The organism is Streptomyces tendae (genome assembly GCF_014650435.1).
Classification (GTDB): domain Bacteria; phylum Actinomycetota; class Actinomycetes; order Streptomycetales; family Streptomycetaceae; genus Streptomyces; species Streptomyces tendae.
Window position 1 is genome coordinate 322,607 of the sequence record NZ_BMUY01000009.1, and the last position, 16,815, is coordinate 339,421.

Consider the following 16,815-nt stretch of genomic DNA (forward strand, 5'->3'; position numbering starts at 1 on the left):
ATCCGTTACTCCGAGCGGGTGATCGGCGTGCGGCAGAAGAGTGACAGGGGAGTGTCAGGGGGGCCTCCGAGGAGGGTCTGTGGGCCTGCTACCGTAGGTGGCGCATATCCGACGTCCTTTAAGATCCGTCCCGTGAGGCGGAGAAGGGGGTCCGTTTCGTATGGACAAGCAGCAGGACCAGCAGCAGGATGCCCGGCCCGTTCTCGAAGGGCCCGACATCGCGCGGGTGCTGACCCGCATCGCCCACGAGATCGTCGAACGCGCCAAGGGCGCCGACGACGTGGTGCTTCTCGGCATCCCGACCCGGGGCGTCTTCCTCGCCCGGCGACTCGCCGACAAGCTGGAGCAGATCACCGAGCGCAAGATGCCGGTCGGCTCGCTCGACATCACCATGTACCGCGACGACCTGCGCATGCACCCGCCGCGCGCCCTGGCCCGCACCGAGATCCCCGGTGACGGCATCGACGGCCGCCTCGTCGTCCTCGTCGACGACGTGCTCTTCTCCGGCCGCACCATCCGGGCCGCCCTCGACGCGCTGAACGACATCGGCCGCCCGCGCGCGGTGCAGCTCGCCGTCCTCGTCGACCGCGGCCACCGCGAACTGCCCATCCGCGCCGACTACGTCGGCAAGAACCTCCCGACGTCGCTGCGGGAGACGGTCAAGGTCCAGCTCGCCGAGGAGGACGGTCGCGACACCGTGCTGCTCGGTGCCAAGCCGGACGCCTCGGGCGCCCACCCGTAGCACCCCGCGTACGCACCCAGTCGTGCCGTACGCGTGCTCGGCGCGCCCCCGCACGCGCCCAGCCGCCCGAATTATCCCGCTCTTCCGCATGAATCGCCCTACGGAGCCTGACAGATGCAGCGTCATCTCATCTCGGCCGCCGACCTCACCCGCGACGACGCCGTCCTGATCCTCGACACCGCCGAGGAGATGGCCCGGGTCGCGGACCGGCCGATCAAGAAACTGCCCACCCTGCGCGGCCGCACCGTCGTCAACCTCTTCTTCGAGGACTCCACCCGGACCCGGATCTCCTTCGAGGCCGCCGAGAAGCGGCTGTCCGCGGACGTCATCAACTTCACCGCCAAGGGCTCCAGCGTCTCCAAGGGCGAGTCCCTCAAGGACACCGCCCAGACCCTGGAGGCGATGGGCGTCGACGCCGTCGTCATCCGGCACAGCGCGTCCGGCGCCCCCTACCGCCTGGCCACCTCCGGCTGGATCGACGCCGCCGTGGTCAACGCCGGGGACGGCACCCACCAGCACCCCACGCAGGCCCTGCTCGACGCCTTCACCATGCGCCGCCGCCTGGTCGGCCGCGACGCCGGGCTCGGCAAGGACCTGGACGGCCGCCGGATCACCCTCGTCGGCGACATCCTGCACAGCCGCGTCGCCCGCTCCAACGTCGACCTGCTGCACACCCTCGGCGCCCAGGTCACCCTCGTCGCCCCGCCCACCCTGCTGCCGGTCGGCGTCGAGACCTGGCCCTGCGAGGTCTCCTACGACCTCGACTCCACGCTGACCAAGTCCGACGCGGTGATGCTGCTGCGCGTGCAGCGCGAGCGGATGAACGCCGCGTTCTTCCCGACCGAGCGCGAGTACTCCCGCCGCTACGGCCTCGACGGCGACCGCATGGCGAAGATGCCCGACCACGCCATCGTGATGCACCCCGGCCCCATGGTCCGCGGCATGGAGATCACCGCCGAGGTCGCCGACTCCGACCGCTGCACCGTCGTCGAGCAGGTCACCAACGGCGTCTCCATCCGGATGGCCGTCCTCTACCTGCTGCTCGGCGGCAACGAGCCCGCCGTGTCCCACGCCCGCCCCACCGAGGAGAAGTAAGAAACATGAGCAAGACCCTGATCCGCGGTGCGAAGGTGCTCGGCGGCGAGCCGCAGGACGTGCTGATCGACGGCGGTGTCGTCGAGGCGGTCGGCCGGGACCTGTCCGCCGAGGGCGCGGAGGTCGTCGAGGCGGGCGGCAAGGTGCTGCTGCCGGGCCTGGTCGACCTGCACACCCACCTGCGCGAGCCCGGCCGCGAGGACTCCGAGACCGTCCTGACCGGCACCCGCGCGGCGGCGAGCGGCGGCTACACCAACGTCTTCGCCATGGCCAACACCTTCCCGGTCGCCGACACGGCCGGCGTCGTCGAGCAGGTCTGGCGGCTCGGCCAGGAGTCCGGCTACTGCGACGTGCAGCCCATCGGCGCCGTCACCGTCGGCCTGGAGGGCGCCAAGCTCGCCGAGCTGGGCGCCATGCACGAGTCCGCGGCCGGCGTCACCGTCTTCTCCGACGACGGCAAGTGCGTCCACGACGCCGTGATCATGCGCCGCGCCCTGGAGTACGTGAAGGCCTTCGGCGGCGTCGTCGCCCAGCACGCCCAGGAGCCCCGGCTCACCGAGGGCGCCCAGATGAACGAGGGCGTCGTCTCCGCCGAGCTGGGCCTCGGCGGCTGGCCCGCCGTCGCCGAGGAGTCGATCATCGCCCGGGACGTGCTGCTCGCCGAGCACGTCGGCTCCCGCGTGCACATCTGCCACCTGTCGACCGCCGGGTCCGTCGAGATCGTCCGCTGGGCCAAGTCCCGCGGCATCGACGTCACCGCCGAGGTCACCCCGCACCACCTCCTCCTCACCCACGAGCTGGTCCGGTCGTACAACCCGGTCTACAAGGTCAACCCGCCGCTGCGCACCGAGCGCGACGTCATGGCCCTGCGCGAGGCGCTCGCCGACGGCACGATCGACATCGTCGCCACCGACCACGCCCCGCACCCGCACGAGGACAAGGACTGCGAGTGGGCCGCCGCCGCCATGGGGATGGTGGGCCTGGAGACCGCGCTGTCGGTGGTACAGGCGACCATGGTGGACACGGGCCTGCTGGACTGGGCCGGCGTCGCCGACCGGATGTCCTCCAAGCCCGCCAAGATCGGACAGGCCACCGGACACGGCCGTCCCGTCTCGGCTGGTGAGCCCGCCAACCTCACCCTCGTCGACACGGAATACCGTGGTCCGGTGGACCCCGCGGGCTTCGCCTCGCGCAGTCGCAACACCCCCTACGAGGGGCGTGAGCTGCCGGGCCGTGTGACGCACACGTGGCTGCGGGGCAAGGCCACGCTCGTCGACGGGAAGCTCACGTGACATCTGCAGCACCGGTAATCCTGCTGGCCGCCGAGAAGGAATCGGCGCAAGTGACCGACTGGGCCGCCCGGGTCGGATGGGTCGTCGGCCTCGGCCTCTTCGTCGCGCTCGTCTACTGGCTGATGCGCGAGGGCTGGAAGTGGCGCGGCACGCTCCAGGGCGACCTGCCCGCCCTCCCCACCGCGCCCGACGAGCCCGGTGCGGCGAAACTGAGCATGAGCGGCCGCTACCACGGCTCCACCACCGCCGGGCAGTGGCTGGACCGCATCGTCGCGCACGGCCTGGGCACCCGCAGCCGGGTCGAGCTGACCCTGACGGACGCGGGACTGGATGTCGTACGGCCCGGCGCGGCGGACTTCTTCGTCCCCGTCGCCGCGCTGCGCGAGGCCCGGCTCGACAAGGGCATCGCGGGCAAGGTGCTCACCGAGGGCGGCCTGCTGGTCGTCACCTGGGCGCACGGGGAGAAGCTGATCGACTCCGGTTTCCGCTCCGACCACGCCGCTGAGCACAACGACTGGGTCGAAACACTGAACGACATGATCAACAAGACGGAAACGGAAGGCGCACGATGACGACCTCCACCAGGGGAGCCCACCGGACTCCCGCCGTACTCGTCCTGGAGGACGGCCGGATCTTCCGCGGCCGCGCCTACGGGGCCGTGGGGGCCACCTTCGGCGAAGCCGTGTTCTCCACCGGCATGACCGGCTACCAGGAGACCCTCACCGACCCGTCGTACCACCGCCAGGTCGTCGTGATGACCGCCCCGCACGTCGGGAACACCGGGATCAACGACGAGGACATGGAGTCCAAGAAGATCTGGGTCTCCGGCTACGTCGTGCGCGACCCCGCACGCGTGCCCTCCAACTGGCGCTCGACGCGCTCCCTCGACGAGGAGCTGGCCGCCCAGGGCGTCGTCGGCATCTCCGGCATCGACACCCGCGCCCTCACCCGCCACCTGCGCGAGCGCGGCGCCATGCGCGTCGGCATCTTCTCCGGCCAGGCGCTGCCCGACGAGGGCACCATGCTCGCCGAGGTCCGCCAGGCCCCCGAGATGAGCGGCGCCGACCTCTCCGCCGAGGTCGCCACCACCGAGGCGTACGTCGTCCCGGCGATCGGGGACAAGAAGTACACCGTCGCCGCCGTCGACCTCGGCATCAAGGGCATGACCCCGCACCGGATGGCCGAGCGCGGCATCGAGGTGCACGTGCTGCCCGCCACGGCCACCGTCGAGGACGTCTACTCCGTCGAGCCGGACGGCGTGTTCTTCTCCAACGGCCCCGGCGACCCCGCCACCGCCGACCACCCGGTCTCCGTCATGCAGGGCGTCCTGGAGCGCGGCACCCCGCTCTTCGGCATCTGCTTCGGCAACCAGATCCTGGGCCGCGCCCTCGGCTTCGGCACCTTCAAGCTGAAGTACGGCCACCGCGGCATCAACCAGCCCGTGCAGGACCGTACGACCGGCAAGGTCGAGGTCACCGCGCACAACCACGGGTTCGCCGTCGACGCCCCGCTCGACCAGGTGTCCGACACCCCCTACGGCCGCGCCGAGGTCTCCCACGTCTGCCTCAACGACAACGTGGTGGAGGGGCTCCAGCTCCTCGACCGGCCGGCCTTCAGCGTCCAGTACCACCCCGAAGCGGCGGCCGGCCCGCACGACGCCGCCTACCTGTTCGACCGCTTCGTGAAGCTCATGGAGGGCCAGCGTGCCTAAGCGCACCGATATCCAGTCCGTCCTGGTCATCGGCTCCGGCCCGATCGTCATCGGCCAGGCCGCCGAGTTCGACTACTCCGGCACCCAGGCGTGCCGCGTGCTCAAGGCCGAGGGCCTGCGCGTCGTCCTGGTCAACTCCAACCCGGCGACGATCATGACCGACCCGGAGATCGCCGACGCCACCTACGTCGAGCCGATCACCCCCGAGTTCGTCGAGAAGATCATCGCCAAGGAGCGCCCCGACGCGCTCCTGCCCACGCTCGGCGGCCAGACGGCCCTGAACACCGCCATCTCGCTGCACGGCAACGGCGTCCTGGAGAAGTACGGCGTTGAACTGATCGGCGCCAATGTGGAGGCCATCAACAAGGGCGAGGACCGCGACCTGTTCAAGGAGGTCGTCGAGGAGGTCCGCAAGAAGATCGGCCACGGCGAGTCCGCCCGGTCCTACATCTGCCACTCCATGGACGACGTCCTCAAGGGCGTCGACGCGCTCGGCGGCTACCCCGTCGTCGTCCGCCCCTCCTTCACCATGGGCGGCGCCGGCTCCGGCTTCGCCCACGACGAGGAGGAGCTGCGCCGCATCGCCGGACAGGGCCTCACCCTCTCGCCGACCACCGAGGTGCTCCTGGAGGAGTCCATCCTCGGCTGGAAGGAGTACGAGCTGGAGCTGATGCGCGACAAGAACGACAACGTCGTGGTCGTCTGCTCCATCGAGAACTTCGACCCCATGGGCGTGCACACCGGCGACTCGATCACCGTCGCGCCCGCGATGACGCTGACCGACCGCGAGTACCAGACCCTGCGCGACGTCGGCATCGCGATCATCCGCGAGGTCGGAGTCGACACCGGCGGCTGCAACATCCAGTTCGCGGTGAACCCCGAGGACGGTCGCGTGATCGTCATCGAGATGAACCCGCGCGTGTCGCGCTCCTCGGCCCTCGCCTCCAAGGCGACCGGCTTCCCCATCGCCAAGATCGCCGCGAAGCTCGCCGTCGGCTACACGCTGGACGAGATCCCGAACGACATCACGCAGGAGACCCCGGCCTCCTTCGAGCCGACCCTCGACTACGTGGTCGTCAAGGCCCCGCGGTTCGCCTTCGAGAAGTTCCCGAGCGCCGACTCCACCCTGACCACCACCATGAAGTCGGTCGGCGAGGCCATGGCCATCGGCCGCAACTTCACCGAGGCGTTCCAGAAGGCGCTGCGCTCGCTGGAGAAGAAGGGCAGCCAGTTCACCTTCGTCGGCGAGCCCGGCGACAAGCTGGAGCTGCTGCGCGAGGCCGTGCGGCCCACCGACGGCCGCATCAACGCTGTCATGCAGGCCATCCGCGCGGGCGCCACGCCCGAGGAGGTCTTCGAGCACACGAAGATCGACCCCTGGTTCGTCGACCAGCTCTTCCTGATCAAGGAGATCGCCGACGAGCTGGCCGCCGCGCCCGAGCTGACCGCCGACCTGCTCGCCGAGGCCAAGCGGCACGGCTTCTCCGACCAGCAGGTCGGCGAGATCCGCGGGCTGCGCGAGGACGTCGTCCGCGAGGTGAGGCACGCGCTCGGCATCCGGCCTGTCTACAAGACGGTCGACACCTGCGCCGCCGAGTTCGCCGCGAAGACGCCGTACTTCTACTCCTCCTACGACGAGGAGACCGAGGTCGCGGTCCGTGAGAAGCCCGCGGTGATCATCCTGGGCTCCGGCCCGAACCGCATCGGCCAGGGCATCGAGTTCGACTACTCCTGCGTCCACGCCTCCTTCGCGCTGTCGGACGCCGGGTACGAGACCGTGATGGTCAACTGCAACCCCGAGACCGTCTCCACCGACTACGACACCTCCGACCGGCTGTACTTCGAGCCGCTCACCCTGGAGGACGTCCTGGAGATCGTCCACGCGGAGCAGCAGGCCGGTCCCGTCGCGGGTGTGATCGTCCAGCTCGGCGGCCAGACCCCGCTGGGCCTGTCGCAGGCGCTCAAGGACAACGGCGTGCCGGTCGTCGGCACCTCGCCGGAGGCCATCCACGCCGCCGAGGACCGCGGCGCCTTCGGGCAGGTCCTCGCGCAGGCCGGGCTGCCTGCCCCCAAGCACGGCACCGCCACCACCTTCGCCGGGGCCAAGGCCATCGCCGACGAGATCGGCTACCCGGTCCTGGTGCGGCCCTCCTACGTCCTCGGCGGACGCGGCATGGAGATCGTCTACGACGAGACCCGCCTCGAGGCGTACATCGCCGAGTCGACCGAGATCAGCCCGTCCCGGCCGGTCCTGGTCGACCGCTTCCTGGACGACGCGATCGAGATCGACGTGGACGCCCTGTACGACGGCGAGGAGCTGTACCTCGGCGGCGTCATGGAGCACATCGAGGAGGCCGGCATCCACTCCGGCGACTCGGCGTGCGCCCTGCCCCCGATCACGCTCGGCGGCTTCGACATCAAGCGGCTGCGCGCCTCCACCGAGGGCATCGCCAAGGGCGTCGGCGTGCGCGGCCTGATCAACATCCAGTTCGCACTGGCCGGGGACATCCTGTACGTCCTGGAGGCCAACCCGCGCGCCTCGCGCACCGTCCCCTTCACCTCGAAGGCGACCGCGGTGCCGCTGGCCAAGGCCGCCGCCCGCATCTCGCTGGGCGCCACCATCGCCGAGCTGCGCGCCGAGGGACTGCTCCCGGCCAACGGCGACGGCGGCACGCTGCCGCTGGACGCGCCGATCTCCGTCAAGGAGGCCGTGATGCCGTGGTCCCGCTTCCGGGACATCCACGGCCGCGGCGTCGACACGGTGCTGGGCCCGGAGATGCGCTCCACCGGCGAGGTCATGGGCATCGACTCCGTCTTCGGCACGGCGTACGCCAAGTCGCAGGCCGGCGCGTACGGGCCGCTGCCCACCAAGGGCCGCGCCTTCATCTCGGTCGCCAACCGGGACAAGCGCTCGATGATCTTCCCGGCCCGTGAGCTGGTCGCCCACGGCTTCGAGCTGCTGGCCACCTCCGGCACCGCCGAGGTCCTCAAGCGCAACGGCATCAACGCCACCGTCGTGCGCAAGCAGTCCGAGGGCACCGGACCGAACGGCGAGAAGACCATCGTCCAGCTCATCCACGACGGCGAGGTCGACCTCATCGTCAACACCCCGTACGGCACCGGCGGCCGCCTCGACGGCTACGACATCCGTACGGCGGCCGTGGCACGCTCCGTGCCCTGTCTGACGACGGTCCAGGCGCTGGCAGCGGCGGTGCAGGGCATCGACGCCCTCAACCACGGCGACGTGGGAGTGCGCTCACTCCAGGAACACGCCGAGTTCCTGATCGCCGCCCGCGACTAGCAGCCCCGAGGGGGACACCGGAAACGGTGTCCCCCTCTTCATGAGCCCCAGCGCACCACAGAGGCCTCACGAGGACACATGTACAAGATCTTCTTCAAGCTCGTCTTCTCCCGCATGGACCCGGAGCGGGCCCACCACCTCGCCTTCCGCTGGATCCGTCTCGCCGTGCGCGTCCCCGTCCTGCGCACCTTCGTCGCCGCGGCGCTCGCACCCCGGTACAAGGAGCTGCGCACCGAGGCCCTGGGCCTGCGCATGCACGGCCCCTTCGGCCTCGCCGCAGGCTTCGACAAGAACGCGGTCGCGATCGACGGCATGGCGATGCTCGGCTTCGACCACGTCGAGATCGGCACGGTCACGGGGGAGCCGCAGCCCGGCAACCCCAGGAAGCGGCTGTTCCGCCTGGTGGGCGACCGCGCGCTGATCAACCGCATGGGCTTCAACAACGACGGCTCGCTGGCCGTCGCGGCCCGGCTGGCCTCCCGCACGCCCGTTCTGCGGACCGTCGTCGGCGTCAACATCGGCAAGACGAAGGTCGTCCCCGAGGAGGAGGCCGTCGGCGACTACGTGAAGTCCGCCGAGCGGCTGGCCCCGCACGCCGACTACCTGGTCGTCAACGTCTCCTCGCCCAACACGCCCGGGCTGCGCAACCTCCAGGCCACCGAGGCGCTGCGCCCGCTGCTGAGCGCGGTCCGCGAGGCCGCCGACCGCGCGGTGACCGCCCGGCGTGTCCCGCTGCTGGTCAAGATCGCGCCGGACCTCGCCGACGAGGACGTGGACGCGGTCGCCGACCTGGCCGTGGAGCTGGGCCTGGACGGCATCATCGCCACCAACACCACCATCGCGCGCGAGGGCCTCGGCCTGACCTCCTCGCCCGCCCTCGTCGGGGAGACCGGCGGCCTGTCCGGGGCCCCGCTCAAGGCACGCTCCCTGGAGGTGCTGCGCCGCCTCTACGCGCGCGTGGGCGACAGGATCACCCTGGTCGGCGTCGGCGGCGTGGAGACGGCCGAGGACGCCTGGGAGCGCATCCTGGCCGGTGCCACGCTGGTCCAGGGCTACAGCGCGTTCATCTACGAGGGTCCCTTCTGGGGCCGAGCCATCCACAAGGGGCTCGCCGCCCGCCTGCGGCAGAGCCCGTACGCCACCCTCGCCGACGCGGTCGGCGCCGACGTAAGGAAGCACTCATGACGGTGATGGAGCCCTTCGGCGCCCGGCTGCGCCGCGCGATGGACGAGCGCGGCCCCCTGTGCGTCGGCATCGACCCGCACGCCTCCCTGCTCGCCGAGTGGGGCCTGAACGACGACGTGGCCGGCCTCGAGCGCTTCAGCCGCACCGTCGTGGAGGCGATGGCCGACCGGGTCGCCGTCCTCAAGCCGCAGAGCGCCTTCTTCGAGCGCTTCGGCTCGCGCGGTGTCGCGGTCCTGGAGACCTCGGTCCAGGAGGCGCGGGCGGCCGGCGCGCTGGTCGTCATGGACGCCAAGCGCGGCGACATCGGCTCGACCATGGCCGCGTACGCCGAGTCGTTCCTGCACAAGGACGCGCCGCTGTTCTCGGACGCGCTGACCGTCTCCCCGTACCTCGGCTACGGCTCCCTCAAGCCGGCCGTCGACCTGGCGCGGGAGAGCGGCGCGGGCCTGTTCGTGCTGGCGCTGACGTCCAACCCGGAGGGCGGCGAGGTCCAGCACGCGGTGCGGGGCGACGGGCGCAGCGTCGGGGCGACGATGCTGGCGCACCTGGCCGCCGAGAACGCGGGGGAGCAGCCGCTGGGCTCCTTCGGCGCGGTGGTCGGTGCCACGCTCGGCGACCTGTCCTCGTACGACCTGGGCATCAACGGTCCGCTGCTGGCGCCGGGCATCGGCGCGCAGGGGGCCACGCCCGCGGACCTGCCGGGCGTGTTCGGCGCGGCGCTGCGCAACGTGGTGCCGAACGTGAGCCGGGGTGTCCTTCGTCACGGTCCCGACACGGCCGCGTTGCGGACGGCCGCCGACCGCTTCGCGGCGGAGATCCGGACCGCCGTCACGGCGTCCTGACCCTGGATACATCCTCAAATCAGAGGGAGTATGTCCTAAATGTCCGCCCTGGCGGAGGCTGACCAGGACTTTTCCGCTGTTCTCGCTGACTCTGGCGGACTTGACCGCTAGTCTCCGTCGAGAGTCAACGGGCGAGCGTGTTGCTCGTGGCTCACCAGGTGAGGGGCGACTAGGTTCCTCACCGGTCCGTATCCGACAGTTCGACATCCGAGGTGACGTAGGCGTGGCTCTTCCGCCCCTTACCCCTGAACAGCGCGCAGCCGCGCTCGAAAAGGCCGCCGCGGCTCGCCGGGAGCGGGCCGAGGTCAAGAATCGACTCAAGCACTCCGGCGCCTCCCTCCACGAGGTCATCAAGCAGGGTCAGGAGAACGACGTCATCGGCAAGATGAAGGTCTCCGCCCTCCTCGAGTCCCTGCCGGGCGTGGGCAAAGTCCGCGCCAAGCAGATCATGGAGCGACTGGGCATCTCCGAGAGCCGCCGCGTGCGCGGTCTCGGGTCCAACCAGATCGCGTCCCTGGAGCGCGAGTTCGGCAGCACCGGCAGCTGAGTCCGGACCACTCCGGGATTGCTGGAATAATCGCTGCATGGCTGCAACACCCCGGGGGACGTCCCCCGTACCCCCGGACGCACGTCCGCGGCTGACCGTGCTCTCCGGCCCCTCGGGGGTCGGCAAGAGCACGGTCGTCGCCCATATGCGCAAGGAACACCCCGAGGTATGGCTGTCGGTCTCGGCGACGACCCGCAGGCCCCGCCCCGGCGAGCAGCACGGCGTTCACTACTTCTTCGTCAGCGACGAGGAGATGGACAAGCTGATCGCCAACGGCGAGTTGCTGGAGTGGGCCGAGTTCGCCGGCAACCGCTACGGCACGCCGCGCACGGCCGTACTGGAGCGCCTGGAGGCCGGTGAGCCGGTCCTCCTGGAGATCGACCTCCAGGGAGCGCGGCAGGTCCGCGAGTCCATGCCCGAGGCCCGGCTGGTGTTCCTGGCCCCGCCCTCCTGGGACGAGCTGGTGCGCAGGCTCACCGGCCGGGGCACCGAAGCACCCGAGGTGATCGAGCGCCGCCTCGCCGCGGCCAAGGTCGAGCTGGCCGCCGAGCCGGAGTTCGACCAGACCCTGGTGAACACCTCCGTCGAGGACGTGGCGCGCGAGCTGCTAGCCTTGACGAACGTCGTGTGATCGCCACTGGTCACCCTGTGGTCATCCCGACTGAATCTTTCCCATCCATCGGAAGGTAGAGCGTGTCCTCTTCCATCTCCGCGCCCGAGGGCATCATCAACCCGCCGATCGACGAGCTCCTCGAGGCCACGGACTCGAAGTACAGCCTCGTGATCTACGCGGCCAAGCGGGCCCGCCAGATCAACGCGTACTACTCGCAGCTCGGCGAGGGCCTCCTCGAGTACGTCGGTCCGCTCGTCGACACCCACGTGCACGAGAAGCCGCTCTCGATCGCCCTGCGCGAGATCAACGCGGGGCTGCTGACCTCCGAGGCCATCGAGGGCCCGGCGCAGTAGTTCCAGCAGCATCGGCGGTAATATCTTCAGCCTTACGCTGACTTATCCACAGGCCCGGCAGCCCGACTGTCGGGCCTGTGGTGTGTGATGGGTCCTACGCGCAGCCCGAGCGGTGCGCAGTCCGAACGGCGCGCGGTCCGAGCGCGTCATCCGAGCCGGGGAGAGACGGTGGACAAGCCCAAGGTCGTTCTGGGGGTCAGCGGCGGCATCGCCGCGTACAAGGCCTGTGAGCTGCTGCGCAGGCTCACCGAGTCGGGACACGATGTCCGGGTCGTCCCCACCGCCTCCGCACTGCACTTCGTGGGCGCCGCCACCTGGTCCGCCCTGTCCGGCCATCCCGTCTCCACCGAGGTCTGGGACGACGTCCACGAGGTCCCGCACGTGCGCATCGGCCAGCACGCCGACCTGGTCGTCGTCGCCCCGGCCACCGCCGACATGCTCGCCAAGGCCGCCCACGGCCTGGCCGACGACCTGCTCACCAACACCCTGCTCACGGCCCGCTGTCCGGTCGTCTTCGCGCCCGCCATGCACACCGAGATGTGGGAGCACCCGGCCACCCAGGAGAACGTGGCGACGCTGCGCCGCCGCGGTGCCGTCGTGATCGAACCCGCCGTCGGCCGCCTCACCGGCGTCGACACCGGCAAGGGCCGGCTGCCCGACCCGGGCGAGATCTTCGAGGTCTGCCGCCGGGTGCTCGCCCGCGGTGTGCGCGAGCCCGACCTCGCCGGACGGCACGTCGTGGTCAGCGCCGGCGGCACCCGGGAGCCCCTCGACCCGGTCCGCTTCCTCGGCAACCGCTCCTCCGGCAAGCAGGGCTACGCCCTCGCCCGCACCGCCGCCGCCCGCGGCGCCCGCGTCACGCTCGTCGCGGCGAACGCCTCGATGCCCGACCCGGCCGGCGTTGACGTGGTGCGGGTCGGCACGGCGGTGGAGCTGCGCGAGGCGATGCTGCGCGCCGCAGCCGACGCCGACGCCGTCGTCATGGCCGCGGCGGTGGCGGACTTCCGGCCCGCGACCTACGCCACCGGGAAGATCAAGAAGAAGGACGACCAGGAACCCGCACCGATCACCCTGGTGCGAAATCCGGACATCCTCGCGGAGATCTCCACCACGCGGGCCCGCTCCGGGCAGGTGGTCGTCGGCTTCGCCGCCGAGACCGACGACGTACTGGCCAACGGCCGGGCCAAGCTGAAACGCAAGGGCTGCGATCTCCTCGTGGTGAACGAGGTGGGGGAGCGCAAGACCTTCGGCTCCGAGGAGAACGAGGCGGTCGTCCTGGGTGCCGACGGCAGCGAGACACCGGTCGCCCACGGACCGAAGGAAGCCCTGGCCGACACGGTCTGGGACCTGGTCGCCGCTCGGCTGGAGTGAATGACCCATTTGCTCGAAGGAGCCGCGAAGACGACGCATTCGAGCGTGGCGCCCCTGGCCAAGGACGCTTCCTTCTGGGCAGAATGCCCGTGCCGCAGGTCACAGCCCTCCCGAGAGCTGAGACAGGTGGGCCCGCGGCAGAGTGCGACCGATAAACTGTTCTCGGACGTCGCCGGGTGCAGCTCCCCGTGCCGTCCACAAATGATCAGCCAGCAGCCGCTGCAACCCCAGGGAGCGTTGTGTCCCGTCGCCTGTTCACCTCGGAGTCCGTGACCGAAGGTCACCCCGACAAGATCGCTGACCAGATCAGCGACACGATTCTCGATGCGCTACTGCGTGAGGACCCGACCTCCCGGGTCGCCGTCGAAACCCTGATCACCACCGGTCTGGTGCACGTGGCCGGCGAGGTCACCACCAAGGCCTACGCGGACATCGCCAACCTGGTCCGCGGCAAGATCCTGGAGATCGGCTACGACTCCTCCAAGAAGGGCTTCGACGGCGCCTCCTGCGGCGTCTCGGTCTCCATCGGCGCGCAGTCCCCGGACATCGCGCAGGGTGTCGACACGGCGTACGAGAGCCGGGTCGGGGGTGCCGCCGAAGGTGACGAAGGTGACGAGCTGGACCGCCAGGGCGCGGGTGACCAGGGTCTGATGTTCGGCTACGCGTCCGACGAGACGCCGACGCTGATGCCGCTGCCGGTCTTCCTGGCCCACCGTCTGTCCAAGCGCCTGTCCGAGGTCCGCAAGAACGGGACCATCCCCTACCTGCGCCCGGACGGCAAGACCCAGGTCACCATCGAGTACGACGGCGACAAGGCGGTCCGCCTGGACACGGTCGTCGTCTCGTCCCAGCACGCCAGCGACATCGACCTTGAGTCGCTGCTGGCGCCGGACATCAAGGAGTTCGTCGTCGAGCCGGAGCTGAAGGCGCTCCTGGAGGACGGCATCAAGATCGACACGGAGAACTACCGTCTCCTGGTCAACCCGACCGGCCGCTTCGAGATCGGCGGTCCGATGGGCGACGCCGGTCTGACCGGCCGCAAGATCATCATCGACACCTACGGCGGCATGGCCCGGCACGGCGGCGGCGCCTTCTCCGGCAAGGACCCGTCGAAGGTGGACCGCTCCGCGGCGTACGCGATGCGCTGGGTCGCCAAGAACGTCGTGGCCGCGGGTCTCGCCGCGCGCTGCGAGGTCCAGGTCGCCTACGCGATCGGCAAGGCCGAGCCGGTCGGTCTGTTCGTGGAGACCTTCGGCACCGCCAAGGTCGACACCGAGAAGATCGAGAAGGCGATCGACGAGGTCTTCGACCTCCGCCCGGCCGCCATCATCCGCGACCTCGACCTGCTCCGCCCGATCTACGCCCAGACCGCGGCGTACGGACACTTCGGCCGTGAGCTGCCCGACTTCACCTGGGAGCGCACCGACCGCGTGGACGCGCTGCGCGAGGCCGCGGGCCTGTAGGCACCCGGGCGCACCGCGCCCGACGTCACGTGACGAGGCCCGGTCTCCCCGAAGGGGGGCCGGGCCTCCTCCCATGCTCCCGACCCCGGCGGCGTTGTCGGTGGTCTTTGCGAGAATGCAGGCGTGAGCAGCGAGAACGGACCGGAGCAGGGCGGCGCGCAGGACGCGCCGCCCGAGCAGCTCGCGCTCATCCGGGAGAGCGTGCGCAAGGCGAAGACCCCGCGGGCCAAGCCGCGCACCTGGCGCGGGGCCGCGCTCGCCAAGGAGCTGCCGGTCGCCAGGGTCCTGGTCGACAAGGGCGTCCTCCACCTCGACCGGTACTTCGACTACGCCGTGCCCGAGGAGCTCGACGCCGACGCCCAGCCCGGTGTGCGGGTGCGGGTGCGGTTCGGTGCCGGACGGCACCGGGTGCGCGACGGGCGGCGGGAGGGCGGCGGGCTCATCGGCGGCTACCTCGTCGAGCGGCTCGCCGAGTCCGACTACGCGGGGCCGCTGGCCGCGCTGGCCCAGGTCGTCTCACCCGAGCGGATCCTCGACGAGGAACTGCTCGGCCTCGTCCGAGCGGTCGCCGACCGGTACGCGGGCAGCCTGGCGGACGTACTCCAGCTCGCCGTACCACCGCGCAACGCACGCGCCGAGAAGCGGGACTCGCCGCAGCCGTTGCCCGCACCGCCGGCCCCCGAGCCGGGATCCTGGGCGCGGTACGAACAGGGAGCCGCGTTCGTCGCGGCCCTCGCCTCCGGCGGCGCGCCGCGCGCGGTGTGGAACGCGCTGCCCGGTCCGCAGTGGGCGCAGGAGCTGGCGCGGGCCGTGGCGGCGACGCTGGCCTCCGGCCGGGGCGCCCTGGTGGTCCTGCCGGACGGCCGGGCGGTCGCCCGCGCCGACGCCGCGCTCACCGCGCTTCTGGGCGAGGGACGGCACGCGGTGCTCACCGCCGACGCCGGCCCCGAGAAGCGGTACGCGCAGTGGCTCGCGGTGCGGCGGGGTGCCGTACGGGCCGTGATCGGGACGCGGGCCGCCATGTTCGCGCCGGTGCGGGACCTCGGCCTGGTCGCCCTGTGGGACGACGGCGACGACAGCCACAGCGAGCCGCACGCACCGCAGCCGCACGCCCGAGAAGTACTGCTGCTGCGCGCCGCCCAGGACCGTTGCGCCTTCCTACTGGGCGGCTGGAGCTGCACCGTGGAGGCCGCCCAGCTCGTGGAGACCGGCTGGGCCCGGCCGCTGGTCGCCGGGCGGGAGCAGGTACGGGCCGCCGCGCCGCTGGTGCGCACGGTGGGGGACCAGGACCTGGCCCGCGACGAGGCCGCCCGCGCGGCCCGGCTGCCGACCCTCGCCTGGCAGGCGGTCAGGGACGGGCTGCGGCACGGACCGGTCCTCGTGCAGGTGCCGCGGCGGGGTTACGTACCGCGGATGGCCTGCGCGGCGTGCCGGACGCCCGCGCGGTGCCGGCACTGCTCGGGCCCGTTGGAGGGGCAGGAGTCCGGATCCGCGCTGCGGTGCGGCTGGTGCGGGCGCGAGGAGGGCGCCTGGCACTGCCCGGAGTGCGGGGCCTTCCGGCTGCGCGCGCAGATCGTGGGTGCCCGGCGCACCGCCGAGGAGCTGGGGCGGGCCTTCCCGGCCGTGCCCGTGCGCACCTCCGGGCGCGAGCACGTGCTGGACACCGTGTCCGACACCCCGGCGCTGGTCGTGAGCACCCCGGGGGCCGAGCCGGTGGCCGAGGGCGGTTACGCGGCGGCGCTGCTGCTCGACGGCTGGGCGATGCTCGGGCGGCCCGATCTGCGCGCCGGTGAGGACGCGTTGCGGCGCTGGCTGGCCGCCGCCGCGCTGGTGCGCCCGCAGAGCGCCGGCGGCACGGTCGTCGCGGTGGCCGAGCCGACCCTGCGGCCGGTGCAGGCGCTGGTGCGCTGGGACCCCGCCGGGCACGCCCTGCGGGAGCTGGCCGAGCGGGCCGAGCTGGGCTTTCCGCCGGTCTCGCGGATGGCGGCCGTGGCGGGGCCGCCGGAGGCGGTGGCCGGCTTCCTCGACACGGTCGAGCTGCCGCGGGAGGCGGAGGTGCTGGGCCCGGTGCCTCTGCCGGTCACGGCACCGGGGCGGCCGCGGCGGGTGGGGGCGCCACCGCCCGGGGAGCACTGGGAGCGTGCGCTGGTCCGGGTGCCGCCGGGACGCGGGGCGGCGCTGGCCGGTGCGCTGAAGGCCGCCCAGGCGGCGCGGACGGCCCGCGGAAGCGACACGGCGGTGTGGGTGCGGATCGATCCGCCCGACATCGGGTGAGGGGCGCACACGCCGCGGCCCTCCGT

The 16,815-nt window shown here is 71.6% G+C and carries 14 protein-coding genes; all 14 read left to right on the top strand.

The features are described 5' to 3' along the window. The first annotated feature begins 160 nt into the window (after window positions 1-160). Window positions 161-742, top strand: coding sequence for a bifunctional pyr operon transcriptional regulator/uracil phosphoribosyltransferase PyrR (gene pyrR / locus IE258_RS24760; protein WP_087810362.1), 582 nt, complete (start codon window positions 161-163; stop codon window positions 740-742). 114 nt (window positions 743-856) lie between these two features. Further along, window positions 857-1,837 (top strand): aspartate carbamoyltransferase catalytic subunit, encoded by a 981-nt coding sequence (locus IE258_RS24765; protein ID WP_127893309.1) that lies wholly within the window; start codon window positions 857-859, stop codon window positions 1,835-1,837. 5 nt (window positions 1,838-1,842) lie between these two features. Continuing rightward, on the top strand, window positions 1,843-3,129 hold the full coding sequence (locus tag IE258_RS24770) for a dihydroorotase (RefSeq protein ID WP_189746854.1): 1,287 nt from the start codon (window positions 1,843-1,845) through the stop codon (window positions 3,127-3,129). After that, window positions 3,126-3,701, top strand: a complete 576-nt coding sequence (locus tag IE258_RS24775; RefSeq protein WP_189746858.1) for a PH-like domain-containing protein — start codon at window positions 3,126-3,128, stop codon at window positions 3,699-3,701. The genes IE258_RS24770 and IE258_RS24775 overlap by 4 nt, the downstream gene beginning before the upstream one ends. Next, the gene (gene carA, locus IE258_RS24780; RefSeq protein WP_189746860.1) at window positions 3,698-4,840 is read left to right on the top strand and encodes a glutamine-hydrolyzing carbamoyl-phosphate synthase small subunit; all 1,143 of its coding nucleotides are present in this window, start codon (window positions 3,698-3,700) and stop codon (window positions 4,838-4,840) included. The genes IE258_RS24775 and carA overlap by 4 nt, the downstream gene beginning before the upstream one ends. Beyond that, a complete protein-coding gene (gene carB, locus IE258_RS24785) occupies window positions 4,833-8,141 on the top strand; it encodes a carbamoyl-phosphate synthase large subunit (protein ID WP_189746862.1) in 3,309 nt (1,102 codons plus the stop codon). The genes carA and carB overlap by 8 nt, the downstream gene beginning before the upstream one ends. Before the next feature lie 78 nt (window positions 8,142-8,219). Further along, on the top strand, window positions 8,220-9,326 hold the full coding sequence (locus tag IE258_RS24790; RefSeq protein ID WP_189746864.1) for a quinone-dependent dihydroorotate dehydrogenase: 1,107 nt from the start codon (window positions 8,220-8,222) through the stop codon (window positions 9,324-9,326). Next, window positions 9,323-10,168, top strand: coding sequence for an orotidine-5'-phosphate decarboxylase (gene pyrF / locus IE258_RS24795; protein ID WP_189746866.1), 846 nt, complete (start codon window positions 9,323-9,325; stop codon window positions 10,166-10,168). The genes IE258_RS24790 and pyrF overlap by 4 nt, the downstream gene beginning before the upstream one ends. Before the next feature lie 223 nt (window positions 10,169-10,391). Beyond that, window positions 10,392-10,715 carry an integration host factor gene (locus IE258_RS24800; RefSeq protein WP_003977346.1) on the top strand — a complete coding sequence of 108 codons (324 nt, stop codon included), beginning with the start codon at window positions 10,392-10,394 and terminating at the stop codon, window positions 10,713-10,715. A gap of 37 nt (window positions 10,716-10,752) precedes the next feature. Then, window positions 10,753-11,346 (top strand): guanylate kinase, encoded by a 594-nt coding sequence (gmk, locus tag IE258_RS24805; protein WP_127893315.1) that lies wholly within the window; start codon window positions 10,753-10,755, stop codon window positions 11,344-11,346. Window positions 11,347-11,408: 62 nt separating this feature from the next. Beyond that, window positions 11,409-11,681, top strand: a complete 273-nt coding sequence (gene rpoZ / locus IE258_RS24810) for a DNA-directed RNA polymerase subunit omega (protein WP_003977348.1) — start codon at window positions 11,409-11,411, stop codon at window positions 11,679-11,681. Window positions 11,682-11,849: 168 nt separating this feature from the next. Beyond that, window positions 11,850-13,052, top strand: a complete 1,203-nt coding sequence (coaBC, locus tag IE258_RS24815; RefSeq protein WP_189746868.1) for a bifunctional phosphopantothenoylcysteine decarboxylase/phosphopantothenate--cysteine ligase CoaBC — start codon at window positions 11,850-11,852, stop codon at window positions 13,050-13,052. Between the two features lie 239 nt (window positions 13,053-13,291). Further along, window positions 13,292-14,515 (top strand): methionine adenosyltransferase, encoded by a 1,224-nt coding sequence (gene metK, locus IE258_RS24820; RefSeq protein WP_189746870.1) that lies wholly within the window; start codon window positions 13,292-13,294, stop codon window positions 14,513-14,515. A 123-nt stretch (window positions 14,516-14,638) separates the two neighbouring features. Continuing rightward, a complete protein-coding gene (locus tag IE258_RS24825) occupies window positions 14,639-16,789 on the top strand; it encodes a primosomal protein N' (protein ID WP_189746872.1) in 2,151 nt (716 codons plus the stop codon). Window positions 16,790-16,815: the final 26 nt, after the last annotated feature.